We start from the raw sequence: 21,633 nt of genomic DNA, 5'->3' as shown, positions 1-21,633 counted from the left end.
TAGCCAAGGACCGGAAACCCGCTTGACCGTCATCATCATCCTCGCCCTGGTGGCCCTGTTCATCGGCCTGCGCCTGTACGCCGTGCTGGGGGAGCGCACGGGCCACGAGCAACAGCCGATCCTCAAGCCGGCCGATCCGGACACGCTGGTCGAGCCGCGGGTCAGCCAGCCGTCGATCGTGCCCCCGAGCCAAGGCGAGGCCGGCGACATGGCGTTCCTGCCGACCGCCGGCCCGGGAGTGCGGGCGATCCTCGCCGCCGACCCGAGCTTCGACGTCGCCCACTTCCTCGAAGGCGCCAAGGCCGCCTACCGGATGATCCTCGAGGCCTACTGGAAGGGCGACCTTGAGACCATGAAGCCCCACGTCGACAGCCACGTGCTCGAAGCGTTCGAGGCCGCGGTCAAGCAGCGCGACAAGGAGGGGCTGAAGCTCGACAATCGGCTGGTCGCAATCGAGCAGGCGCTGATCGCCGAAGCCTCGCTCGAGCATAATGTCGCCGCCGTCACCGTCCGCTTCGAGGCGGACATCGCCGCGGTCACCCGCAACAAGGAAGGCGAGGTCGTCGCCGGCTCGCTGAGCGACGCGGTCCAGACGAGGGACCTGTGGACCTTCCGCCGCGACATCACGGCGCGCGATCCGAACTGGATCCTGGTCGAAACCGACGAGGAAGAGTGAAGCACCTGCAACGGGCGCTCGCGCTCGGCTCCCTAGCATTGCTGACCGCCTGCGCGACGCGCCCGTCGCCGCCGCCGCCGGTCCAGCCGCCGGTGCTTCCAACTCCAACGCCCACGCCGACCCCGATGCCGGTGCCGATCCCGACCCCGACGCCTACTCCGGCGTTCCCGAACGCGCGCGCGGCGGGAGTGACGCCGGCGGCGCCGATCATCCTCAATCCCGCCGAGGCGAGCCGGGCGCTGGCGGCTTTCCGGATTAGCTGCTCGGCGGCCACCCGGCGCGAGGACCGGTCGCGCCTGACTCAGCCGGCCGACTGGAGGGGAGTCTGCGCCGAGGCCGCGACGCTATCCCCCGAGCATTCGGCGGCTTTTTTCTATTACCGTTTCGACTGGATGCGCGTCTACGACGGCAAGGCATTCGCGACCGGCTATTACGAGCCCGAAATCCGTGGTTCGCGGGTCCGCGCTCCCGGCTACGAAGTGCCGATCTACCGAACTCCGCCCGACCTCATCCGCTGTACCCGGGCCGACGGCGGCACCGGGCGCGGCCGGATCGATTCCACCGGCCGCTGCGTGCTCTATTTCACCCGCGCCGAGATCGAGGACGGAGCGCTTGCCGGGCGCGGCCTCGAGCTCGCCTGGGCGGCCGACCCGATCGAGCTGTTCTTTCTCCAGATCCAGGGCTCGGGCCGGGTGCGGGCGCCCGACGGGAGCATCATCCGCATCGGCTACGACAATCAGAACGGCCGCGAATATGTCGCCATCGGCCGGCTTTTGCGCGAGCGCGGCATTCTCCCGCCCGGCGGAGCCTCGATGCAGGCAATCGTCGACTGGATGCGCGCCAACCCCGAGCAGGGCAGGGCGCTGATGCGCGAAAACCTCTCCTACATCTTCTTCAAGGAGCTGTCGGGGCCGCCGCTGGGGTCGCTCGGGCTGCCGGTCAGCGAACGGGCCACGGTCGCCGTCGACCCGCTGTTCGTGCCCTATGGCGCGCCGGTGTTCCTGACCCTCGACCGCCCGGAGGCGAACGGCTTGTGGGTCGCCCAGGACACCGGCGGCGCGATCAAGGGGCCCAACCGCTTCGACACGTTCTGGGGCGCCGGGCCGGAGGCGACCCGCCTGGCCGGCGGAATGTCCGCGTCGGGGCAGGCGCTGATCCTGCTTCCCAAGGGCAGCGCGGCGCGTGCGCTCGCTCAACCCTGACGAGGCCGAGCTGTGGGCACGGGTAACCGCGACCATCCGCCCGCTGTCGCGCCGACCAGCCCCGGAAGCCGAAAGCGAGCCTGAGCAGCCGCCCCAGGTCGAGCCCCGGGGCGCCGCTGCCCGGACAGCTCGCAAACCACCGCCCCCACAGGCGCCGCCGCGGCCCGGCACCACGCTCGACGGCACATGGGACCGGAAGCTCCAGTCGGGGTCGGTCGCTCCCGACCGCGTCGTCGACCTGCACGGGCACAATCTCGACCGCGCGTGGAGCGCGATCGACTCGGCGCTCGAGCGGGCGATCGAGTCCGGCGAGCGGGTGATCCTGCTGATCACCGGCCATTCGCGGCCCGGGGACCCGCCGGTCCAGCGAGGGCGAATTCGGGCTGCGGTCCACGACTGGCTGGCGGCCTCGCGCCACGCGGCGAAAATCGCCGCCGTCCGCCCCGCGCACGGCCGCCATGGCGGGGGCGGCAGCCTCTACATCATCCTCCGCCGCAAATGAGTTCGTCCGGCTCCACTTTTTCTTAACCGCTGTCGATTAACGCGGAGGCGGGAGACGGGCACTGCCGCCCGCGGGCGCAACATCGGCGATGAGAGAAGGCACGGCCCAAAAAATCAGCAACGCGCTTCTCTCGGGCGCGGCCGGCTTCGCCTCGTTTGTCTTCTCCCTCAGCGCCATGCTCTACATCACCGAATTGAACGAGAAGGTCGTCGCATCGATCGTCGCCGGCGCCTTCTGCCTGCTGATCAGCTACATCGCCTCCGAACGCCCCAACAGCGAGAGCGCCCGCGCCCTCGCCGCTCTCGGCGACCGTCTGCTCGCGGTCGAGGACGGCGATCTCGTCTCGCCCGCCCCGCCGTCGCTCCAGAAAACCATGCCCAAGCTGGCGGCCGCGGTGGACACCCTGTTCGCGGAAGTTCGGGCGTCGATCGAAAATGCCCACGCGCTTGGCATGTACGACCCGGTGACCTCGCTTCCGAACCGGCTCCATTTCCGCTCGGAAGCCGACAAGTTGCTCAGTGAAGCCGAGGGCTCGCGCTCGGCGATGCTGTTCGTCGACCTCGACCGGTTCAAGTCGGTCAACGACAGCCTCGGCCACGCCCGCGGCGACCAATTGCTGATCATGGTCGCCAACCGCCTTCGGGTGGTCGTCACCGCCGAGTTCGGCGAGGCGCTGCAGCGGCGGCCGCTGCTGGCCCGGCTGGCCGGCGACGAGTTCACTCTGTTCTTCCCCGAAATCCAGTCTTCGGCGGACGTCGAGCGGATCGCCCGCCGGATCGCTCTGGCGATCGCCGAGCCGTTCGAGCTGTGCGGTCACAGCGTCGACATCGGCGCCTCGATCGGGGTGTCGATCTGCCCGGACCATGGCTCGAGCATCGAATCGCTGATGCGCGCCGCCGACATCGCGATGTATTGCGCCAAGTCATTGGGCGGCGGGCAGCACTGCCTGTTCGACGAGCAGCTGGCGGCCGAGCACCAGGATAAGATCGAAACCGAGCGGGCGCTGACCGAAGCCGTCCAGCGCGACGAATTCCTGCTCACCTTCCAGCCGCAGCTGAGCCTGGTGACCGGAGAAATCGCCGGAGCCGAGGCGCTGCTTCGCTGGAACCACCCGCGCGACGGGTTGCGAATGCCCGACACTTTTATCCCCATCGCAGAGAAGACGGGGGTCATCTCCGACATCGGTGACTGGGTCATCACCGAGGTCGCCTCGGTGCTCGGCTCCTGGAGCCGCGAGGGAATCAGCCGCCGGCTCGCGTTCAACGTCAGTCCCCGACAGGTCGAGCGCGCCGACTTTTTCTCCCGGCTTCGGCAAAGCTTTGGCGACCAGCAAGTGCCCCTGTCGATGGTCGAGCTCGAGTTCACCGAGAGCGCGGCGATGGAAGTTTCCAAGGCCGTGTTGGTGGAGATCGGAGCGCTCCGAGCCGACGGCGCGACGATCTCGATCGACGATTTCGGCACCGGCTATTCGAACATCGCCCGATTGCGGACGATGCCGCTCGACCGCGTCAAGCTCGACCCTTCACTGATCGCCGACATCGAGCATTGCGCGCGCGCCCGGGTGGTCGTCCAGGCGGTGATTCAGCTGATCCATGGGGTCGGCTGCGAGATCGTCGCCGAAGCGGTCGAGACGGTCGCCCAGGCCGACATCCTGCGGACCATGGGCTGCCAGGCGGTCCAGGGCTATGTGTTCGCCCACCCGATGTACGAGGACGAGTTCCTCGACTGGATCGTCAACGCGAACCCAGGCTCGCGTTCGGTCGCCTGATCAGAAGCGTGCCTCACGGCAATCGCGAAGCCGCTCAGCCCAACACCTTGACGATAATCCGCTCGTAGATCCGCGACAGCGCGGCGATGTGCTCGAGGCTCGCGCTCTCTCCGACCTTGTGCATGGTCGCGTTGGGCAGCCCGAAATCGACCACCGAGCACAGCTCGATCAGGTAACGTCCGTCGGACGTCCCGCCGCCGGTCGAGAGGGTGGGAGTCCGGCCGGTCTCGTCGCGGATCGCATTCACCACCAGCTCGTACAGCTCGCCCGGCGGGGTCAGGAACGCCTCGCCCGAGATCCGCGCCACGACCGTCGAGCCCGGGGCTTCACGCCGGGCGGTCTCCTCGACCAGCCGCACGAGGTCGGCGCCGCGGTGGAGGTTGTTGAAGCGGATGTTCAAGCGCGCGCTCGCCGACCCGGGGATGAGGTTGGTTGCGCCCGGTGGACAGCCGATGTCCGTGAACTCGAGCTTGGACGGCGGAAACGCGTCGTTGCCGTCGTCGAGGTGCAGCGCGTCCAGTGCCGCGACCAGCCGCGCGAGCGGCGGGATCGGGTTGGCGGCCCGGTGCGGGTAGGCGACATGGCCCTGGGTCCCCGGAACCTCGATCCACATGTTGACCGAGCCGCGGCGGCCGATCTTGACCGTGTCGCCAAGCTCGGTCTCCGAGGTCGGCTCGCCGATCAGGATCATGTCCGGCCGGATCGAGCGGTCCTTGAGCCAGCGGATGATCGCCGGGGTGCCGTGGACCGAGGGCCCTTCCTCGTCGCCGGTGATCAGCAGCGAGCAGGTGCCGCGTTGCTGCTGGACGCGCGACAGCGCGGCGACGAATGCGGCGATCGCGCTTTTCATGTCGTTGGCGCCGCGGCCAGTCAGGATTCCATCGGCGACCTGCGCCTCGAACGGGTCGCTCAACCAGCCGTCCCCTGGCGGCACTACGTCGAGATGCCCAGCAAAGCCGAAGTGCGGTGCTCCCTCGCCGCGAATCGCGACCAGATTCTCGACCGGCCCGTCGGGCGGTTCACCTTCGATAAATCGGTGGATCTCGAAACCAAGCGGCCGAAGCGCGGCCTCGAGGGCGTCGAACACCTGGCCGCGCGCCGGTGTGACGCTTGGGCAGTTGATCAGCTGGCAGGCGAGGGCGACGGCGTCGAGGGGGGCGGGCATTGAGCAGCAGTAGCAAGGCGCGGCGGACGGGCAAGAGCGGCGCTCGAACGAGCCAATTTCCATCCGTTCGTCGATTGGTCGAAAAAGGGACTTGCAATGGCGCTACATTTGTAGCAGCGTTACATATGTAGCGAGGGAGGGGCTCCAATGCTCAGCAAACTGCCGCCGCGGGAACGCCAGATCGTCGATCTGCTCTACGAGCGTGGCTCACTGGCCGTCGCCGACATCTGCGAAGCGCTTCCCGACCGCCTCAGCGGCTCTGCTGTTCGGGCAATGCTCCAGCGGCTCGAGCGCAAGGGCTATGTCCGGCGCGAGGATTCGGATCGCGGCTTTCTCTACACTCCGGCGGTCGCCGACAGCGTCGCCCGCAAGTCGGCGCTGAGTGAAGTCGTCAGGGTGTTCTTCAACGGCTCGACCGCCGGCGCCGCCACCGCCTTGCTTGGAATGTCCGACCGACTCGACGTCGATGAGCTCCAGCGGCTCGAGGATATGATCGCGCGGGCCCGCGCCGCGAAGGGAGAACGCTGATGGACCTGCTGATTCCGATCGCCGCCAAGTCGTTCCTCGTCGCCGGCACCGTCCTGCTGCTGCTCAAGCTCGCGCAACACCGATCCGCCTCCGACCGCAGCTGGATCGCCCATCTCGGCCTGATTGCGATCCTGCTCCTGCCGGTCGCGGCGCTCGGTCTTCCGGCGCTCAACGTCGAAGGCCCGTCATTCCTCGCCGCGCGTGCGGCCGAGGCCGCGACTCCGGTCGAGTCCCTTGTCCAGGCGTCAACCACGCCGGCATTGAAATCGGAGGCCGCGTCCCCCGCGGGCACCTTTCCCGCCGATAGCGGCGCAGCACTCGCCGCGGCGCCTGTCGACTGGGCTGTCTGGGCCTACGCTGCGCCTGCGGGCCTGCTTCTCCTGCTTACCCTGATCGCGCTTGGCCGGCTGATCGGGCTGAAAAGCCGCGCCACCGTGATGGTCGAGCCCAACTGGCTGACCGCGCTTGCCCGCGCGCAGCGGCGGATGGGATTCAAGCACGGCACCGCTCTGCTGACCAGCGACGAGCTGCCCTCGCCCATCAGCTGGGGCGTGATTCGCCCGGTGATCCTGCTCAACGGCGAAGCGGCCCAGTCGCACCGCGAGGCCGAGGCGATCATCGCCCATGAGCTGGCGCACGTCGCCAGCCTCGACTGGGCCAAGCTGTTGCTGTCCCGAGTCACGGCCGCGATGTTCTGGTTCAACCCGCTGGTCTGGGTGCTGGCCCGCGAGGCGCATCAGCTGCGCGAGGAAGCCGCCGACGACGCGGTGCTCGGCGCCGACATCGAGGACACCGAATATGCCAAGCTCCTGGTCGGGATCGCTCGCCACGAGTGCCGCGGCCTGCTGATCGGCGCGCACGGGGTCGCTCCGGCCAGGAACTCGCTCGCTCGGCGGATCCGGCGGGTGCTTGATGGAGCGCTCGAGCGGGCTCCGGGCGGCTGGCGCTGGAGCACCGCGGCGGCCTTCTTCGCGGCCGGCATGGCGGTGCCGGTGGCGGCGTTCAATGTCGTCGCCCCGACCATCGCGACGGCCGCCGAGCACGGGCGCTTTGTTCCGGGTCAGGCGGCGGCCGCAGCGGCGGCGCCGCTTGCCGGCAGGCTCGCCGCGAATGCTTCTTCGGGAAGCGCCGCCGGCGCGGTTAGCGAGTCGGCGGCGGCAATCGCCGCCGGTGCCGCCGGTGCGGTGCTCGTCACTCACCCGAATGGAGCTGCCGTTACGACCGCAAACGGCGAAACGCTGTTGCGCGCTCCCAGCGGCGCCACAGTCAGGGTTTCGCCGCCCGACGCAAATGGTCGCCGGCGCACGGTGATGACTGGCCCGAACGGCTCGGTCGTCACCTTCGCCGACGCGCGCGCAGTGCGGGGACTGGCCGCGGCAACCGCCGTCGCGGCTCATCCGCACCAGGATGCGATCGACCGGGCCATTGAGATGAAGGCCGTCGGGGCGACTCCCGAATATGTCCGGGCGATTCGCAATGCAGCGCCTCATCTGAGGCTCGATCATGACGATATCGTGGAGTTGAAAGCGCTGGGTGTGAGCCCGGACTATGTTCGCGACCTCGCGCGGTCCGGCTACCCGCGCCTCAACGCGGACTCGATCGTGGAGGCGCGCGCGATGGGGATCAACGGCGCTTACATCCGCGGCATCGCGGCTGCCTACGGCTACTTGCCGATGGACGATCTGGTGGAGCTGAAGGCCGTCGGGGTGACGCCCGCCGACATTGCCCGTTTCCGACGCTCGGGCCATCGGCTGCCGAGCGTCCACAAGCTGGTGGAAATGAAGGCCCTCGGGATCAATCCCGAAGACATCCCCGGTCGCGATGACAGTCCCTGATCCTGCCACCGCCCTGACCAGCTGAAGTCCAGAATTTTTGCCGAGTTTGAAACGCCCCCTTGGGCGAACGGGCAAGCCTTGCCTGCTGTGTTGAGGAGAAATGCAATGCCCCGCACTCTTGCGTTCCTGGCGGCGCTCGCCCTGACCACCATCAGCCTGTCGACCACCGGCTTCGCGAGCGTCGCCGACGGGTTGAACTTCGGCATCGAGCTTCGCCCCGGGCGCAACCGGTGAGCGCTCGCTCAGCCTCCCGCCGTTTGTCGAAAATCCGCCGCGGTAGCCGAAAAGGGTCTGACTCGCCGGCCATTTGGCTGTCACACCGCCGCAAAGGGGGAATGTCATGAACATGTTGCGTAACCGCCGCGCGCTGCTGGCCGGTATTGCCCTCCTCGCGCCTGTTCAGACCGCCGCTCAAACGGCCGCGGCCCCGGCCGATCCGGCGATCGCTCCGCCACCGGTGCCAACCCCGGCTGGATCGAAGCGGATTTTCACTCCTGCCGACTTTGCCCGCTTCGCGCCGAAGACCGCATACGACATGCTGCTGCAGGTCCCCGGCTTCACCATCCGCGGCGCCTCCCAGGAGCGCGGGCTCGGCCAAGCCTCGGAAAATGTCCTGATCAATAGCCAGCGCAGCGCCAACAAGTCCGGCGGAGCGATCGATGACCTGCAGAAGATCAACGCGGCGAATGTCGAGCGGATCGAAATCGTCGACGCCGCCAGTCTCGGCATCGCGGGACTGTCCGGACAGGTTGCCAACGTCTTCGTCAAAGCCGCGGCCAAATCCTCGGGCCAGTTCGAATGGAAGCCGGATGTCCGCGCCCACTTCGCCAAGCCCAACCTCTATCGCGGCCTGCTCAGCTATGCGGGCAAGACGGGGCCGGTCGACTACACCTTGTCGCTCCAGAACCAGCCGGGGCGCGGCGGCTTCGGCGGGCTGATCGAGATTTTCGACGCCGGCGGCAATATCATCGAGACTCGCGACGAAATTTTCAGCGCGCAATTCGAGCACCCCAAGCTGACCGGCAAGTTCGCGCTCGATGGCCCGGGCTCATCGCTTGGCAATCTCACGCTGGTCTATGGGCCTTATTGGGGGCCCGTCCACATCCGCGACCGGCGCGACCTGGTGAATGGGGACGATCGCCGTCGAACGACGCGCGATTCCCTCAAGGGATACACAATCGATATCAGTGGCGACTACGCGTTCGCCCTGGGCCCCGGTCGACTCAAGCTGATCGGAGTGCGGCGTTTCGACCATGAGCCCCTCGTCACCACCCAAGTGACCAGCTTCGACAGCGGAGCGCCGGACCAGGGCATCCGGTTCAGCCGCGATTCGCGCATCGGCGAGACCATCGGCCGGGCGGAATATGGCTTGAAGACCGGGAAAAACGATTGGCAGCTATCGCTCGAGCGGGCGTTCAATTCGCTCGACCAGCGCGGGGCGCTGTCGGTGCTTTCGGCGGATGGCGAATTCGTCGAGGTCGACTTCCCCGAAGGAACCGGCAAGGTCACCGAGACGCGCTACGAAGCGATCGGAACGTGGAGCCGCCCGCTGAGCTCCAAGCTCGACCTCCAGGTGGCCGCCGGTGGCGAAATCTCCAAGCTGGCCCGCGTGGACGGGGACCTGCCGCCGCGCAAATTCTTCCGTCCCAAAGGCAGCCTGACGCTCGGCTGGCGCCCGTCGGAGGGCTGGGACACGAGCTTCAAGCTGCGCCGCCGCGTCGGCCAAATCAGCTTCTACGATTTCCTCGCCCAGCCGAGGCTTAGCCAGGACCGGGAACAGGCCGGAAATCCGGACCTCGTGCCGCCGCAAAGCTGGGAAGGCGAGGTCGAGATCGGCCGCGAGCTCGGCCGCTGGGGCAAGACGAGGCTCAAGACCTATTACCACCGGGTCGAGGACATCATCGACGTGATCCCGATCGGCGAGGATGGACAGGGGATCGGCAATCTGGCGCGAGCGACCCGATTTGGAATGGAGAGCACGAGCACCCTCCTGTTCGACCCGATCGGCTGGAAAGGCGCCAAGCTCGACACCACGCTCGGCTTTCAAAAGACCAGCGTCCGGGATCCGCTGACCGGTGAGAGAAGGGCGATCAGCGGGACCCGCGACCGCTGGGCCGAATTCAGCCTGCGCCACGATATCCCCGGCAGCCAGATCGCGTGGGGCGCGGATGCCAATCACGACCACTTCGCCAAGCATTATTTTCTGACCGAAGTGTTCCGCAGCTGGGAAGGCCCGTGGTGGCTCAGTGCCTATGTCGAGCACAAGGCCGTCAGGGGGATGACCGTCCGAGCGACCGTCATCAACCTGCTGAACGCCCGGCACCGGTTCGATCGCACCGTCTTCGATGGCCGCCGCGACGAAAATCCGGTCCTGTTCATCCAGCGCAACAACCAGCTGATCGGGCCGATCTTCCAGCTCTCGGTGCGGGGCAATTTCTAGCGCAGCGATCCGCTGCTAGGGCAGGGCCGCGACGACAGGAGCGGAAAAATCCCATGCCCAAGATCGATCTCGACCAGGTCGAGCCGACCAATCGAACCACCTACCCGATGCCCTTCGCGGCCGAGATGGGACGGCGCCATTTTCGCCGGCTGGGAGCGGCCGGCGGCCTGAAGGACATCGGCGTCAGCCACGTCGTGCTGGAGCCCGGCGGAATCTCGAGCCAGCGCCACTGGCATGAAGGGATCGATGAGTTCGTCGTCGTCGTCGACGGCGAGGCCGTGCTGGTCGAAGATGACGGCGAGACGGTGATGCGGGCGGGCGACTGCGCGCTGTTCCCCAAGGACGTTGCGAACGGCCATCATCTCGTCAACCGAAGCGCGCGCAACTGCACCTTCATCGCGGTCGACGGCCGTGTTTCGGAAGGCGATTGCCACTATCCCGACGTCGACCTGCACTGGGACAATTCGAACGGCCGCTACACTCACAAGGACGGCACACCCTACTAGCCGCGCTTGCTAGGCGGCGGCGTCCTCATATTGTTCGATCACCCACGGCTCGTCTTGAGCCTGGTCAATCCACTCGCTGACCGCCGGGTGCGACAGGACCGCCTTCATGTAGAGCTCGGCGAACGGCGGCACGGGCACTCCGTAGGTGATGAACCGCGTGACCACCGGAGCGTACATGATGTCCGCCGCACACCAGTCGCTGAACAGGAAATCGCCGGTGCCGCCGAAGCGCGCGCGCGCCTGCGCCCACAATTGGAGGATGCGGTTGATGTCGTCCTTGACCCCATCCGACAGGGCCTTGGGCGAGTAGCTCTTGCGGACGTTCATCGGCAGCTCGCGCCGCAGATTGGCGAAGCTGGAATGCATTTCCGCGGCCATCGACCGGGCCATTCCGCGCGCCGCCGAGTCCTCGGGCCAGTAACGCTCGCGCCCGACCCGGTCGGCGAGGAACTCGATGATCGCCAAACTGTCCCAGACGACGCACTCGCCGTCCCACATGATCGGCACCTTGCCGAGCGACGGAGCGAACTCGTCGCCCTCGCGGCGCTTGTCCCACTCGGCGTCGAACATCGGAACGACGAGCTCCTCGAACGGCTCGCCGGATTGCTTGAGGGCCAGCCAGCCGCGCATCGACCAGCTCGAATAGGCCCGGTTGCCGATGATCAACTTGAGCATTCGAAAAGGTCCTATTCGCTCGCTTCGAGGATCGCGGTACGCAACTCGGCGATCCCGCTACCGGTTTCGCTCGACGTGGTGAAGACGGTCGGGTGCGCGGCCGGATGCTTCGCCGCCTGGTCGGCTGTATCCCGCTCCACGGCCTGAAGGTCGGTCCGCTTGACCTTGTCGGCCTTGGTCAGGACGAGGTGATAGCTGACCGCGGCGTCGTCGAGCATCGTCATCACCTCGTGGTCGACGGGCTTGAGTCCGTGGCGTGAGTCAATCAGCACCAGTGCGCGCTTGAGCACCGCTCGGCCGCGCAGATAATCGTTGATCAGGAAGCGCCAGCGCTTGACCATATCCCTGGGGGCCTCGGCGAAGCCGTAACCCGGCATGTCGACCAGCCGCAGCCGGAGCGGCTTGCCGACATCGAAGAAATTGAGCTCCTGCGTGCGCCCCGGAGTGTTGGAGGTCCGCGCCAGCCCGTTGCGGTTGGTCAGCGCGTTGAGCAGCGAGCTCTTGCCGACGTTCGAGCGGCCGGCGAACGCGATTTCCGGAACCGCCGGGTCGGGCAGGAACTGCAGCGCCGGAGCCGACTTCAGGAAATTGATCGGCCCGGCGAACAGCTTGCGGGCGCGCTCCGCCAGCTCCTCGTCCCCCTCCATCAACTGGGTGCCGGAGCGGGTTGGGTAAAATCGACTCCGTAGCGCCGGTACAGCCACCACTGCTGGGCGATCGTCAGGATGTTCGACACCACCCAGTAAAGCTGCAGTCCGGCGGCGAACGGCGCCATCACGACCACCATCACCCACGGCAGGATCGCGAAGATCTGCTGCTGCGTCGGGTCCAGTTGCGCCGGGTTCAATTTGAACTGCATCCACATCGTCACCCCAAGCAGGATCGGAAGCACTCCGATGGCGAGGAAATAGGGCGGCGTGAAATCGAGCAGCCCGAAGAGATTGACCGGGGTCATCGGATCGGGCGCCGAGAGGTCCTTGATCCACAGGACGAACGGCTGGTGGCGCATTTCGACCGCCACCATCAGTACCTTGTAGAGCGCATAGAAGATGGGAATCTGGAGCAGGATCGGCAGGCAGCCCGCAGCCGGGTTGATCTTTTCGGTCTGGTAGAGCTTCAGGATCTCCTGCTGCTGGCGCGGCTTGTCGTCCTTGTAGCGCTCCTGCAGCGCCTTCATCTTCGGCTGCACCTTGCGCATCGCCGCCATCGACTGGAACTGCTTCTGGGCGATCGGGTACATCAGCAGCCGGACGATGAACGTCAGGCAGATGATCGCAACGCCGAAATTGCCGATCTGCTTGAACAGCCAGTTGAGCAGGTCGAAGATCGGCCGCATGAACCACTCGAACCAGCCCCAGTCGATCGACTTGGAAAGCTTGGGGATGCCCATTGCCTCGTAGCGGTCTAGCAGCGTCTTTTCCTTGGCGCCGGCGAACAAGTGGCTCTCGATGGCAACCGCCTGGCCAGAAGGAATGACGATCGGCTGGCGGGCGAAATCGGCCTGGTAGGGGCCGCTGGGAGCCTTGCGGAAGCTGGCGCTGATCGCCGCGTCCTGCGCCGGTGCAAGCGCGGCCAGCCAATATTTGTCGGTGAAGCCGAGCCAGCCGCCGCGGCTGTCGAAGCGCTCGCCGTTCGGGCCGGCGTCGTCGAGCGTGTCCCAGTCGACGTCGTAATTCGCCGCACCGTCCAGATAGCCGATTGGGCCGACGTGCATCGTCCAGCCGTCCGGGTCAGGAGATTCATTGGCCCGGCTGATGAGCCCGTAAGGGCGCACCGCGACCGCGTTGGCGGTGGCGTTGGCGACCCGCTGCCGGACCGTGAATAGATAATCATTGTCGACCGCAATGGTCTGCTCGAACTTGAGCCCGCTGGGGCTGGTCCAGGTCAGGGTCACCGGGCGCCCCGGTGCCAGCACAGGCGAGCTCGGGGTCCACACCGCGTCGGGTCCGGGCGCCTCGGCTCCCTCGCCGGTCCAGCCGAAGCTCGCGAAATAGCCGGCCGGAGCTCCGGCCGGGGACAGCAGCCGCACCGGCGGCGAATCCTTGCCGATCCCCTGGCGCTCGCGGAGCAGCACCAGATCGTCGATCCGGGCGCCTTTCAGGTTGATCGACCCCTGCAGCGCGGGAGTCTCGATCCGCACGCGCGGCGTCGAGGCGAGTACGATCGCCCGGTTGCGCAGCGCCTGCGGCCGATCGGCGGCAGGGTCGGCCTGGGGTTGCGGGATCGGCTTCACCTTGCCGTCCTCGACGCGCTGCGTCTGCGGCCCGGCGGTGGGCAGCAATCGGTCCGAGATCATGCTCCAGCCGATCAGCACCAGAGCGCTGAGGACGATGGCGAGGATCATGTTCTTGTTGTCGTCGCTCAAGTCGGAATCCTCGTCGGCCTCGTCATGGTACCGGGTCGTAGCCTTGGCCGCCCCACGGATGGCAACGGCAGATGCGCTTCAGCGCCAGCCAGCTGCCGCGAGCGGCCCCATAGCGCGACAATGCGGTGATCGCATAGGCCGAGCAGGTCGGCCGGTAGCGGCAGCTTGGCGGAAGCACCTTCGAGGGTCCCTCCTGCCAGCCGCGGGCGACCAGGATGAGCAGCCGGGCGATCATTTGCGGAGCCGCTCCAGGGCAGCTTCCAGCTCGTGGCGAAGCTGAGCGAAATCGCGCTCGATCCCGCCGGAGCGGCCGATCAGCACATGGTCGGCGCCCGGAATGCCGATCGTCGGCAAGATCTCGCGGGCGAGCGCTCGAAGGCGCCGCTTCATGCGGTTGCGGACGACCGCTCCACCGATCTTCCTGGTGACGGTGAAACCGACGCGCTTGGTTGGATCGCCGTCGGAGCGGTCGCGGACCAGCAGCACGAAGCCCGGGCTCGACGCGCGCTTGCCGGCGTTGGCGGCGAGGAAATCCGCGCGCTTGCGGATCGTGGCTAGGCGCTGAGCTTCTTGCGGCCGCGCGCCCGGCGTGCGTTCAGCAGCTTGCGCCCGGCGGCCGTCGCCATGCGGTGGCGGAACCCGTGCCGTCGCTTGCGGACCAGATTGCTCGGCTGGAAGGTGCGCTTCATCGCTCATGCCCTAGAAATTCAAAGTGAACGCGAAATCAAAGAAAAAGGGCCGCCGTTGGGGCAGCCGCAGTCGGGTGCGCCGATAGTGGAGCCCCTCCGCAAAGTCAATCGGAAGGGGCCGCTGGAAGTCAATCGGAGCGCCCTTCGCGATCGCTCCATTTCTCGGGCGCCTTGGCCGGCGGGTCCGGCATTATCGCCGCGATCGCGCCCTGGGCGAGCTCGTCGGCCGGCGGCGGATGGCCCATCGCATGACGCAGCTTGCGGCGCTCTTCGCGGCGCCGCGCGCTACGACGCCTGAGACCCCAGTCGGCCCATCGGCCGGCCTTCGGCTGCCACACCTTGAATCGGACATATTGGCGCTTGGCCCAATCGCTGTTCCTCAGCGTCAGGGTCAGACCGGCGGCAAACACGAAGATCCCGCCAGGGCCGGGGATCGCGCCAGCCAGGGGCGACAGCAGGATCAGCAGCAGCCCGGTCATGAACAGCGCGGTTCGGACCGGCTTGCTACGGACGAACTCCTGCCACTGCTCTCGAGTCATCATCGGCCAACATGTGGTTGCGTCGGCTGGTCGGCGCAAGGGAAGCTTGCCGATTGTGCCTCGCAGCGTCTAGCGTGCCCCCGCCGAGCTAGGAGTATCCCTGGACATTGATTTCCGTTCAGTTGCCGTGGCGGCACGCTGAATGGGTGCGACCGTCGCCACCGTCGCTTACCTCGGCCTCGAAGCTCGAGCCGTCGAAGTGCAGGTCCAGCTCTCCTCGGGGCTGCCGGCCTTCATCATCGTCGGCCTGCCCGACAAGGCCGTCGCCGAGAGCCGCGAGCGCGTGCGCGCGGCGCTGGCCGCGATCGGGCTGGCGCTTCCGCCGCGGCGAATCACCATCAACCTGTCGCCGGCCGACCTCCCCAAGGAAGGCTCGCATTTCGACCTGCCGATCGCACTGTGCCTGCTCGCCGCGATCGGCGCCGCGGACGCCGAAAGCCTGTCGCATTATGTGGCGGTCGGCGAGTTGAGCCTCGATGGGCGGATCGCCGTGTCGCCCGGAGTGCTGCTCGCGGCGCTGCACGCATCCGCCAACGACAAGGGGCTGATCTGCCCCGCCGCGCAGGGCAGCGAGGCCGCATGGGCCGGCGAGCTCGACGTCGTCGCGGCGCCCGACCTGCTGGCGCTTCTCGCCCACCTCAAGGGGACCGCGCTGCTGGCGCCGCCGGCGCAAGCGGAAGTCGAGCCGCTCGGCCACGGCCCCGACCTCAGTCAGGTCAAGGGGCAGGAGGTTGCCAAGCGGGCGCTCGAGATCGCCGCCGCCGGCGGGCACAATCTGCTGATGAGCGGCCCGCCGGGAGCCGGCAAGTCGCTGCTCGCGGCCTGCCTGCCGCGGATCCTGCCGCCGCTCGAGCCGTCGGAAGCCCTCGAAGTGTCGATGGTCGCGTCGGTCGCCGGCGAGTTGAACGGCGGCCGAATCCGCCGCCGGCGCCCGTTCCGATCGCCCCATCACAGCGCGTCGATGCCGGCGCTGGTCGGCGGCGGGCTGCGCGTGCGCCCCGGCGAGATCAGCCTCGCGCATCTGGGCGTGCTGTTTCTCGACGAACTGCCCGAGTTCCAGCGCGCCGTCCTCGATTCGCTTCGCCAGCCGCTCGAGACCGGAAGCGTCAGCGTCGCGCGCGCCAACACGCATGTGACCTTTCCCGCGCGGGTGCAGCTGATCGCGGCGATGAACCCGTGCCGCTGCGGCCATCTCGGTGACCCGGCGCTGGCCTGCAGCCGGGCCCCGCGCTGCGCCGCCGATTACCAGGCGAAAGTGTCCGGGCCGCTGCTCGACCGGATCGACCTGCATGTCGAGGTGCAAGGAGTGTCCGCCGCCGACCTCACCTTGCCGCCGCCGGCCGAGGGCAGCGCCCAGGTCGCGCTGCGGGTCGCCGACGCTCGCTCGGTCCAGTCGCGGCGCTACAACGGCCACGGGGTGCGAACCAATGCCGAGGCCGATGGCGAGCTGCTCGGCCGGGTCGCGACTCCCGACGACCCGGGGCGCAAGCTGCTGGCCGACGCGGCCGCGGCGATGCGCTTGTCGGCGCGTGGTTTCCACCGGGTGCTCAGGGTCGCGCGCACCATCGCCGACCTCGCCGGGGCCGAGCAGGTCGGCCGGATCCACGTCGCGGAAGCGCTCAGCTACCGCCGTCAGGCGCCGCGCAATTAGCGATTTTGACGGTTGAGTCGGCTGGATCGCGATTGCCACAGACCTCGCTGTCTGCCTCGTCGATCGCCTTGAGCGCCTCGTCGAAGGAGGCCGAATGGTCGGTCGCAAACGCGCGATGGAGCGCTTTGCCCAGCGCCTCGCACGGATTCGCGTTTGCCAGCGGTGGACGACTTTTGTTCGCGATCGATTTCCGCCGATCGATGCGGTCGGCCAAGGGCCTTAGGCCGGGTCGGGAATGATGTTGACCGCGTGCTTGAAGGGCAGGGTATAGACGATGTCGCCGGCTTCGGTCTCGACGTCGATGCGGAAGCGCAGGTCAATGACCCCTTCGCGAATGTCGCCGGTCATCAGGTCGCGGGCCGAAACGAGCACCGCTTTTCGGACCGCCTCGATGGTCGCGAACTCGAATCCTTCCGGATCCAGGATCTGCTCGGTTCCGTCGCGCAAATGCAGGAAATATCGAGCCACCGTATCGCTCCTTGCAGATAGGCGGGAGCGCGGGGAGTCTCTCAGCCGCCGAGGCCTAAGGCGCTGCTCGGCGATGTGCATCATTTATCAGGAACGCATGTCTAAATCTATGTTATTTTGGGTTTTGGCTCGGAAAAACAGCATATGTTGGGGGAGCATGGTGTTAAAGTCATTTATTGCCACCCGAGATAAGAAGGCGCTGGCAACCGAGAGATTCAGTCCGTGCTCCCGCCCCTGCCTAGCGGGAGATACGTTTTGAACCGGCCCGAAAAGCAGTCATCCTCCGACCAGTCGCCGCTCGAGCCTATGGTTCGCAAGCTCGCTTATTGGCACGATCTCGACGCTGCCGACCGCGCCGCTTTGCTCGCGCTCCCGCACACGGTGAAGTCGCTCGAGCAGCACCAATACATCGTCCGCGAGCGCGACCGCGCGGCCTATTCCTGCGTGCTGCTGTCCGGCTTTGCGATGCGCCACAAGATCGTCGGCGGCGGCTATCGGCAGATCTGCGCGATCCACATGAGGGGCGAGATGGTCGACCTGCAGAACTCGCTGCTTGGAACCGCCGACCACAGCGTCCAGATGCTCACCCCCGGCCAGATCGCGATGATCCCGCGGGAGGAAGTGACCCGGCTGGCGTTCGAGCGCCCGGCGGTCGGCAAGGCGATGTGGATCGACACCCTGGTCGATGCGTCGATCTTCCGCGAATGGATCGCCAACGTCGGGCGGCGGGACGCCCGGAGCCGCATCGCCCACGTGCTGTGCGAATTCGCGCTTCGGCTGAAGCTCGCCGGGCTCGGCGAGCAGACCGGCTATCAATTGCCGATGACCCAGGAGCAGCTTGGCGACGTGACCGGCCTGACCTCGGTCCACGTCAACCGGACCTTGAAGTCGCTCGAGGCCGACGGGCTGATCGAACGCGTGAGCCCGCGCTCGATCACCATCGGCGACTGGAAGAAGCTCGCCGACGCCGGCGATTTCGACAGCAATTACCTGCACCTTCGCGAAGACGAACCGGCGCTGGCGTGAGCCCCGCGGCATTGCCGCGCGCAGCTGTCGTCGCTAGCTAGGCGCGGCCAACCCTTCGTGGGCCCCTGTGGCGGAATGGTAGACGCGCTCGACTCAAAATCGAGTTCCTTTAACCGGAGTGTCCGTTCGAGTCGGACCAGGGGCACCAGCACTCGCAAGCTGACCTCGAACCGCTAGCCGAGCGGCCGCGTCGCCGATATGGTGCGCCGTGATGGACGCGCGGACCAGCAAGCACAAAAATGCCCCGGAGCACGGCGACGAGGCGCGCGCGCAGGCCGAGGGCATCAGCATCAAGCGCGACCGGCTGCTCGCCTCGCTGACCCTGATCGGCGGCGCCGGCCTGCTGATCGCCCTGCCGTTCGCGCTTCGGGCCGGCGCCGAATTCTTCCTGCCCGTCACGGCCGCACTGGTGATCGCGATCGCGCTGGTGCCGATGCTCGAGTGGTTCGAGCGACGCGGCGTGCCGTCGCGGATCGCCGCGGCATTGTGCGTGCTCATCTTCCTGGTGATGGCGATCTTTGCGATCGGGTCGATCGTGCTGCCGGCGGTCGACTGGGTGGCGCTGTTGCCGGAGCGGTTGCCCAAGGTGCGCGCCGCGCTCGAACCGCTGCTCGACCTCTACAAGGCGTTCGATCGCTTCGTGGAGCGGATCCTGTCGCAGATCGTCATTGCTCCCGACGCGTCGCGGACGGTGCGGATCGAAACGCCCAATTCGCTGTCCGGGCTGCTCACCACCTCGGCGCCGCACGTGCTCATCCAGCTGTTCTTCGCGCTGCTGGTGATCTTCTTCTTCCTCGCCGGCTGGACGGCGATGCGCAAGAAGACGATCGTCAGCCGCGGCAGCTTCGAAGGCGCGCTGACCACCGCCCGGGTGATCCAGCAGGTGGTCGACGCGACCTCGACCTACATCGGCACGATCACCGTCATCAACGTGACGCTCGGCGCCTTGACCGCTCTCATCCTGTGGCAGCTCGGGATGGACTCGCCGATCATGTGGGGCGGCATCGTCGCGGTCCTCAACTACATCCCCTATCTGGGGCCGATCGCCTCGGCCGGGCTGCTGTTCATCGGCGGGCTGATGACCTTTCCCGACGTCTGGTCGGCAATGCTCCCGCCGGCGATCTTCGTTGCGCTCCACATGGTCGAGGCGAACATCATCACGCCGATGGTGGTCGGCAAGAAGCTGACCATCAATCCGCTCGCGATCCTGATCGCGCTGAGCTTCTGGGCGTGGGTGTGGGGGACCACCGGAGCTCTCCTGGCAGTGCCGTTGCTGATCATCATGAAGACGGTATTCGCCGCCGCCGGCACCCCCGACATCGCCGGATTCCTGTTCGAGGAAGGCACTTTGACTCACGTCGGCGAAGCCGAGGAGAAAGACGAGGATGAGGAGCCCGGCCAGATCGGCAGCCAGGCCGACAGCGGCGGTTCGGTTGACAGGGTTGGGGGGGTCACCTAGTTGCCCGCGACGCAAACCGCGCGGGTGTAGCTCAGTTGGTTAGAGCGCCGGCCTGTCACGCCGGAGGTCGCGGGTTCAAGTCCCGTCACTCGCGCCATTCTTCGCTTTGAGATAGCTGCCGATCGGGTGCCGTGACGGCGCCCTAAAGCTGGGACGCGCCACCGCCGCCGCCAGCCGCGCCGATCGTCGGCGGGGCCTTGCCGAGCGGCTTCTCCTCGGCCTCGACGGCGGCGCCGCTCAGCGACCAGCGCAGATTGTCCGAGGCCTGGAACTTCTCGACATAATCGTGACGCGGGGCTTCCTCGACCGCCTTTCGGGCGGCGAGGTTGAAGCGGATCGCGAGGCGGCCTTCCTCGGGCTTCTTCACCTCGGCGCCGGGGATCGTCGCGGCAAGCTCGGCGGTGGTGGTCGCGGCGGCCTGCTGAGCGGCATAAGCCGCTTCGGCGGCGACCGCGGCGCTCTTCAGCGCCTCGGTGTTCGGTTCCCGGCCGGCGTAACGCTTGCCGAACGCGGCCGGGCGGCCCCAGCCGCCGGCCCAACGGTAGAAGATGTGCGCTCCGACGATCGCATTCTTGGCCAGGCTCGAGGCCCAGTACGGCACCACATAATTGGCGTGATAATGGGTCGCCCAACCGGCCGGCGCGAACACCACTCCGGCCAGCGCCGCCTCGGCGATCTTGCGTGCCCGCGACCAGGCGTCGGCGCTTGGCCGTCGCGCCAGCGAGCCGTCGCACGTAAACGTGAACTGGCAGCCGGTCTCCCGGGTCGAGCCCTGGTAGACGACTTCGCACACGCTCGCCGGGAAGGCGGGGTGGCGGAGCCGGTTGAGGACCACCTGGGCAACCGCCCGTTGGCCGTCGGGGCTTTCGTTGCCGGCCTCGTAATAGATGGCGCTGGTCAGGCACTCGAGCGCCCGCGCCCGGGTGGCTTCGTCGGCGCCGCGCAGAGCAAACGGCCGGGCCGCCGGGTTGGGCGAGTCGGCGAGCGGGATCGTCTGGTTGATGGTCACCGCGTCGGCCGGCGCAAGCTTGCGCACCAGCAAGGGCGGCGGCGCCGGCGGCGGCTCGCGGAGCGTTGCCGAGTCGATGCCCAAGCCGGTCAGGCTCGGGGTCGAATAGGCCGCGCCGGCCAACGCAAACATCGCCGCCAGCCCCAGCGTGCCGACGACCGCGGCCTCGCGAGGGTAGGCGCGCCATAGTTTGGTGGCGGAGAGAATCACGGTCTGGGTCATAAGAGCGTTGGTGCTATATTCGAATGATACACTTGGTTCAATCGCCCGATGATGAAGTCCCGCTCCAGCGGCCGCTTTGCGTCCATCGGAGCAACGGTTTCAACGGACTAATCCAGACTATTCCCATGACGAGGTAGAACGCGCCCTGAACGAGAATCGGCCATTTGCCAATCACCGGTGCGAGACTTGCGACGAGTGCTGCCCAAATGAGGATCAGCAGCACGATGACCGCGATGCCCGCGCCCTTGCGTCCGGAGGGCGTCACGGGGCGAGCCGCTCGAGCCCCTCGGGCGACGCGAAGCTGTCGAGCGGCACGTCCCAGGGATCGCGCGGGATCTCCTCGTCGATCCGCTGCACCGACCAGCCGACTCCGATCAGCTGCGCGCCCTTGCGCCGATAAGGAGCGAGCACCCGGTCGTAATGGGCCTTGCCGCGGCCCAGCCGAGTGCCGCGGCCGTCGACCGCGATCAGGGGCACGAGAATGACGTCCGGCTCGACCCGCGGCGCGGTCAGCCGCGGCTGGAGGATTCCGAACGGGCCGCCGACCGACGGGTCGCCGGCGAGGAACTGGAACGGCTTGGCGGGATCGGCGAACGCGGGGAACGCGACGATCGCTCCAACCGACCGGGCTTCCTCCATCGCCAGCAGCGGGCTGATCTCGCTGCCGAGCGGTGAATAGCCGGCGACCACGGTGGCGTTCGCGCAAATCCCGGTCAGCTGCTCGGCGAGCCGCCGCTCGAGCAATGTGCGGTCGGCATCGCTCAAGGTCGCGACATAGGCCTTGCGCGCGTCGAGCGCCGCTCGACGCAGGGTCGCCTTGGTCAGCGCGGGGAAGGGAGGTGACGGGACCACCGTGGCCGTTTGCCGGAAATCCTCTGACGCCACAAACGTCAGGTGGGCGCCGTGTG

The 21,633-nt window shown here is 67.4% G+C and carries 25 protein-coding genes and 2 tRNA genes; 14 read left to right on the top strand and 13 right to left on the bottom strand.

What is annotated here, in order from left to right:
- The 4 genes from H0T81_RS09775 to H0T81_RS09760 all read left to right on the top strand — a co-directional run.
- On the top strand, positions 1-676 hold a 676-nt coding region (locus tag H0T81_RS09775; RefSeq protein WP_366474196.1), incomplete at its 5' end, for a Tim44/TimA family putative adaptor protein.
- Positions 673-1,878: a murein transglycosylase A gene (locus tag H0T81_RS09770; protein WP_294012401.1), complete on the top strand. Its 1,206-nt coding sequence runs from the start codon at positions 673-675 to the stop codon at positions 1,876-1,878. The genes H0T81_RS09775 and H0T81_RS09770, both read left to right, overlap by 4 nt.
- The gene (locus H0T81_RS09765) at positions 1,859-2,380 is read left to right on the top strand and encodes a Smr/MutS family protein (RefSeq protein WP_294012399.1); all 522 of its coding nucleotides are present in this window, start codon (positions 1,859-1,861) and stop codon (positions 2,378-2,380) included. The genes H0T81_RS09770 and H0T81_RS09765 overlap by 20 nt, the downstream gene beginning before the upstream one ends.
- Before the next feature lie 175 nt (positions 2,381-2,555).
- The gene (locus H0T81_RS09760) at positions 2,556-4,148 is read left to right on the top strand and encodes an EAL domain-containing protein (protein WP_294012397.1); all 1,593 of its coding nucleotides are present in this window, start codon (positions 2,556-2,558) and stop codon (positions 4,146-4,148) included.
- Positions 4,149-4,182: 34 nt separating this feature from the next.
- Here the strand turns inward: H0T81_RS09760 and dapE are convergent, their stop codons facing one another.
- Complete coding sequence (gene dapE / locus H0T81_RS09755; protein ID WP_294012394.1) at positions 4,183-5,313, bottom strand: succinyl-diaminopimelate desuccinylase; 1,131 nt, start codon at positions 5,311-5,313, stop codon at positions 4,183-4,185.
- A 147-nt stretch (positions 5,314-5,460) separates the two neighbouring features.
- Between dapE and H0T81_RS09750 the strand changes: the two genes are divergently transcribed.
- The 5 genes from H0T81_RS09750 (at position 5,461) to H0T81_RS09730 (ending at position 10,622) form a co-directional block, all read left to right on the top strand.
- Positions 5,461-5,841 (top strand): BlaI/MecI/CopY family transcriptional regulator, encoded by a 381-nt coding sequence (locus tag H0T81_RS09750; protein ID WP_294012391.1) that lies wholly within the window; start codon positions 5,461-5,463, stop codon positions 5,839-5,841.
- On the top strand, positions 5,841-7,676 hold the full coding sequence (locus H0T81_RS09745; protein WP_294012388.1) for a M56 family metallopeptidase: 1,836 nt from the start codon (positions 5,841-5,843) through the stop codon (positions 7,674-7,676). Before H0T81_RS09750 ends, H0T81_RS09745 begins: the two co-directional genes overlap by 1 nt.
- Before the next feature lie 105 nt (positions 7,677-7,781).
- Entirely contained in the window at positions 7,782-7,910 is a 129-nt protein-coding gene (locus H0T81_RS09740) for a hypothetical protein (RefSeq protein WP_294012385.1), read from the top strand.
- Positions 7,911-8,016: 106 nt separating this feature from the next.
- Entirely contained in the window at positions 8,017-10,116 is a 2,100-nt protein-coding gene (locus H0T81_RS09735) for a TonB-dependent receptor plug domain-containing protein (protein ID WP_294012382.1), read from the top strand.
- A 53-nt stretch (positions 10,117-10,169) separates the two neighbouring features.
- Positions 10,170-10,622, top strand: coding sequence for a cupin domain-containing protein (locus H0T81_RS09730; protein ID WP_294012380.1), 453 nt, complete (start codon positions 10,170-10,172; stop codon positions 10,620-10,622).
- 9 nt (positions 10,623-10,631) lie between these two features.
- Here H0T81_RS09730 and H0T81_RS09725 read toward each other — a convergent pair whose 3' ends face one another.
- From H0T81_RS09725 to H0T81_RS09695, 7 genes are all read right to left on the bottom strand, one after another.
- Positions 10,632-11,297 (bottom strand): glutathione S-transferase family protein, encoded by a 666-nt coding sequence (locus H0T81_RS09725; protein ID WP_294012377.1) that lies wholly within the window; start codon positions 11,295-11,297, stop codon positions 10,632-10,634.
- A gap of 11 nt (positions 11,298-11,308) precedes the next feature.
- Positions 11,309-11,944: a ribosome biogenesis GTP-binding protein YihA/YsxC gene (gene yihA / locus H0T81_RS09720; RefSeq protein ID WP_294012374.1), complete on the bottom strand. Its 636-nt coding sequence runs from the start codon at positions 11,942-11,944 to the stop codon at positions 11,309-11,311.
- The gene (yidC, locus tag H0T81_RS09715) at positions 11,944-13,662 is read right to left on the bottom strand and encodes a membrane protein insertase YidC (protein WP_294012370.1); all 1,719 of its coding nucleotides are present in this window, start codon (positions 13,660-13,662) and stop codon (positions 11,944-11,946) included. Before yidC ends, yihA begins: the two co-directional genes overlap by 1 nt.
- A gap of 22 nt (positions 13,663-13,684) precedes the next feature.
- Positions 13,685-13,897 carry a membrane protein insertion efficiency factor YidD gene (gene yidD / locus H0T81_RS09710; RefSeq protein WP_294012367.1) on the bottom strand — a complete coding sequence of 71 codons (213 nt, stop codon included), beginning with the start codon at positions 13,895-13,897 and terminating at the stop codon, positions 13,685-13,687.
- Positions 13,894-14,211 carry a ribonuclease P protein component gene (gene rnpA / locus H0T81_RS09705; protein WP_294012417.1) on the bottom strand — a complete coding sequence of 106 codons (318 nt, stop codon included), beginning with the start codon at positions 14,209-14,211 and terminating at the stop codon, positions 13,894-13,896. Before rnpA ends, yidD begins: the two co-directional genes overlap by 4 nt.
- A 5-nt stretch (positions 14,212-14,216) precedes the next feature.
- Complete coding sequence (rpmH, locus tag H0T81_RS09700) at positions 14,217-14,351, bottom strand: 50S ribosomal protein L34 (protein WP_294012414.1); 135 nt, start codon at positions 14,349-14,351, stop codon at positions 14,217-14,219.
- 128 nt (positions 14,352-14,479) lie between these two features.
- The gene (locus H0T81_RS09695; RefSeq protein WP_294012364.1) at positions 14,480-14,893 is read right to left on the bottom strand and encodes a hypothetical protein; all 414 of its coding nucleotides are present in this window, start codon (positions 14,891-14,893) and stop codon (positions 14,480-14,482) included.
- Between the two features lie 139 nt (positions 14,894-15,032).
- On the opposite strand from H0T81_RS09695, the gene H0T81_RS09690 reads away from it, so the two are divergent.
- On the top strand, positions 15,033-16,541 hold the full coding sequence (locus H0T81_RS09690) for a YifB family Mg chelatase-like AAA ATPase (protein ID WP_294012361.1): 1,509 nt from the start codon (positions 15,033-15,035) through the stop codon (positions 16,539-16,541).
- Here the strand turns inward: H0T81_RS09690 and H0T81_RS09685 are convergent.
- Both H0T81_RS09685 and H0T81_RS09680 read right to left on the bottom strand, forming a co-directional pair.
- Positions 16,510-16,755: a hypothetical protein gene (locus H0T81_RS09685; RefSeq protein ID WP_294012359.1), complete on the bottom strand. Its 246-nt coding sequence runs from the start codon at positions 16,753-16,755 to the stop codon at positions 16,510-16,512. The genes H0T81_RS09690 and H0T81_RS09685 overlap by 32 nt on opposite strands.
- Positions 16,756-16,760: 5 nt before the next feature.
- On the bottom strand, positions 16,761-17,009 hold the full coding sequence (locus H0T81_RS09680) for a hypothetical protein (RefSeq protein WP_294012356.1): 249 nt from the start codon (positions 17,007-17,009) through the stop codon (positions 16,761-16,763).
- Positions 17,010-17,264: 255 nt separating this feature from the next.
- Here H0T81_RS09680 and H0T81_RS09675 point away from each other — a divergent pair, with 255 nt between their 5' ends.
- The 4 genes from H0T81_RS09675 to H0T81_RS09660 all read left to right on the top strand — a co-directional run bounded on the left by H0T81_RS09675 (position 17,265) and on the right by H0T81_RS09660 (position 19,591).
- A complete protein-coding gene (locus H0T81_RS09675; RefSeq protein ID WP_294012353.1) occupies positions 17,265-18,035 on the top strand; it encodes a Crp/Fnr family transcriptional regulator in 771 nt (256 codons plus the stop codon).
- A 61-nt stretch (positions 18,036-18,096) separates the two neighbouring features.
- Positions 18,097-18,183 (top strand) — tRNA-Leu (locus tag H0T81_RS09670).
- A gap of 63 nt (positions 18,184-18,246) precedes the next feature.
- The gene (locus H0T81_RS09665; protein WP_294012350.1) at positions 18,247-19,494 is read left to right on the top strand and encodes an AI-2E family transporter; all 1,248 of its coding nucleotides are present in this window, start codon (positions 18,247-18,249) and stop codon (positions 19,492-19,494) included.
- 20 nt (positions 19,495-19,514) lie between these two features.
- Positions 19,515-19,591, top strand: a tRNA-Asp gene (locus H0T81_RS09660).
- A gap of 45 nt (positions 19,592-19,636) precedes the next feature.
- On the opposite strand, the gene H0T81_RS09655 is transcribed toward H0T81_RS09660, so the two are convergent.
- Genes H0T81_RS09655 through H0T81_RS09645 form a run of 3 tightly spaced genes read right to left on the bottom strand, consistent with a single transcriptional unit; the run spans position 19,637 to position 21,577 of the window.
- Positions 19,637-20,725, bottom strand: a complete 1,089-nt coding sequence (locus H0T81_RS09655) for a cell wall hydrolase (protein WP_294012347.1) — start codon at positions 20,723-20,725, stop codon at positions 19,637-19,639.
- Positions 20,726-20,762: 37 nt separating this feature from the next.
- Positions 20,763-20,990: a DUF2842 domain-containing protein gene (locus H0T81_RS09650; RefSeq protein ID WP_294012344.1), complete on the bottom strand. Its 228-nt coding sequence runs from the start codon at positions 20,988-20,990 to the stop codon at positions 20,763-20,765.
- Positions 20,987-21,577, bottom strand: coding sequence for a 5-formyltetrahydrofolate cyclo-ligase (locus H0T81_RS09645; RefSeq protein WP_294012342.1), 591 nt, complete (start codon positions 21,575-21,577; stop codon positions 20,987-20,989). Before H0T81_RS09645 ends, H0T81_RS09650 begins: the two co-directional genes overlap by 4 nt.
- Positions 21,578-21,633: the final 56 nt, after the last annotated feature.

It is taken from the genome of Sphingomonas sp., from assembly GCF_013812825.1.
Lineage (GTDB): Bacteria > Pseudomonadota > Alphaproteobacteria > Sphingomonadales > Sphingomonadaceae > Sphingomicrobium.
This window is presented reverse-complemented; position numbering and strand designations above follow the sequence as displayed.

Bases quoted from the DNA above. Each gene is read 5' to 3' on its own strand.
- H0T81_RS09665 (WP_294012350.1), top strand. From the start codon at position 18,247: ATGGACGCGCGGACCAGCAAGCACAAAAATGCCCCGGAGCACGGCGAC.
- H0T81_RS09695 (WP_294012364.1), bottom strand. From the start codon at position 14,893: ATGATGACTCGAGAGCAGTGGCAGGAGTTCGTCCGTAGCAAGCCGGTC.
- H0T81_RS09690 (WP_294012361.1), top strand. From the start codon at position 15,033: ATGGGTGCGACCGTCGCCACCGTCGCTTACCTCGGCCTCGAAGCTCGA.
- H0T81_RS09725 (WP_294012377.1), bottom strand. From the start codon at position 11,297: ATGCTCAAGTTGATCATCGGCAACCGGGCCTATTCGAGCTGGTCGATG.
- dapE (WP_294012394.1), bottom strand. From the start codon at position 5,313: ATGCCCGCCCCCCTCGACGCCGTCGCCCTCGCCTGCCAGCTGATCAAC.
- yidD (WP_294012367.1), bottom strand. From the start codon at position 13,897: ATGATCGCCCGGCTGCTCATCCTGGTCGCCCGCGGCTGGCAGGAGGGA.
- H0T81_RS09760 (WP_294012397.1), top strand. From the start codon at position 2,556: ATGCTCTACATCACCGAATTGAACGAGAAGGTCGTCGCATCGATCGTC.
- H0T81_RS09735 (WP_294012382.1), top strand. From the start codon at position 8,017: ATGAACATGTTGCGTAACCGCCGCGCGCTGCTGGCCGGTATTGCCCTC.
- H0T81_RS09740 (WP_294012385.1), top strand. From the start codon at position 7,782: ATGCCCCGCACTCTTGCGTTCCTGGCGGCGCTCGCCCTGACCACCATC.
- H0T81_RS09730 (WP_294012380.1), top strand. From the start codon at position 10,170: ATGCCCAAGATCGATCTCGACCAGGTCGAGCCGACCAATCGAACCACC.
- H0T81_RS09745 (WP_294012388.1), top strand. From the start codon at position 5,841: ATGGACCTGCTGATTCCGATCGCCGCCAAGTCGTTCCTCGTCGCCGGC.
- yihA (WP_294012374.1), bottom strand. From the start codon at position 11,944: ATGGAGGGGGACGAGGAGCTGGCGGAGCGCGCCCGCAAGCTGTTCGCC.
- rpmH (WP_294012414.1), bottom strand. From the start codon at position 14,351: ATGAAGCGCACCTTCCAGCCGAGCAATCTGGTCCGCAAGCGACGGCAC.
- H0T81_RS09750 (WP_294012391.1), top strand. From the start codon at position 5,461: ATGCTCAGCAAACTGCCGCCGCGGGAACGCCAGATCGTCGATCTGCTC.
- H0T81_RS09655 (WP_294012347.1), bottom strand. From the start codon at position 20,725: ATGACCCAGACCGTGATTCTCTCCGCCACCAAACTATGGCGCGCCTAC.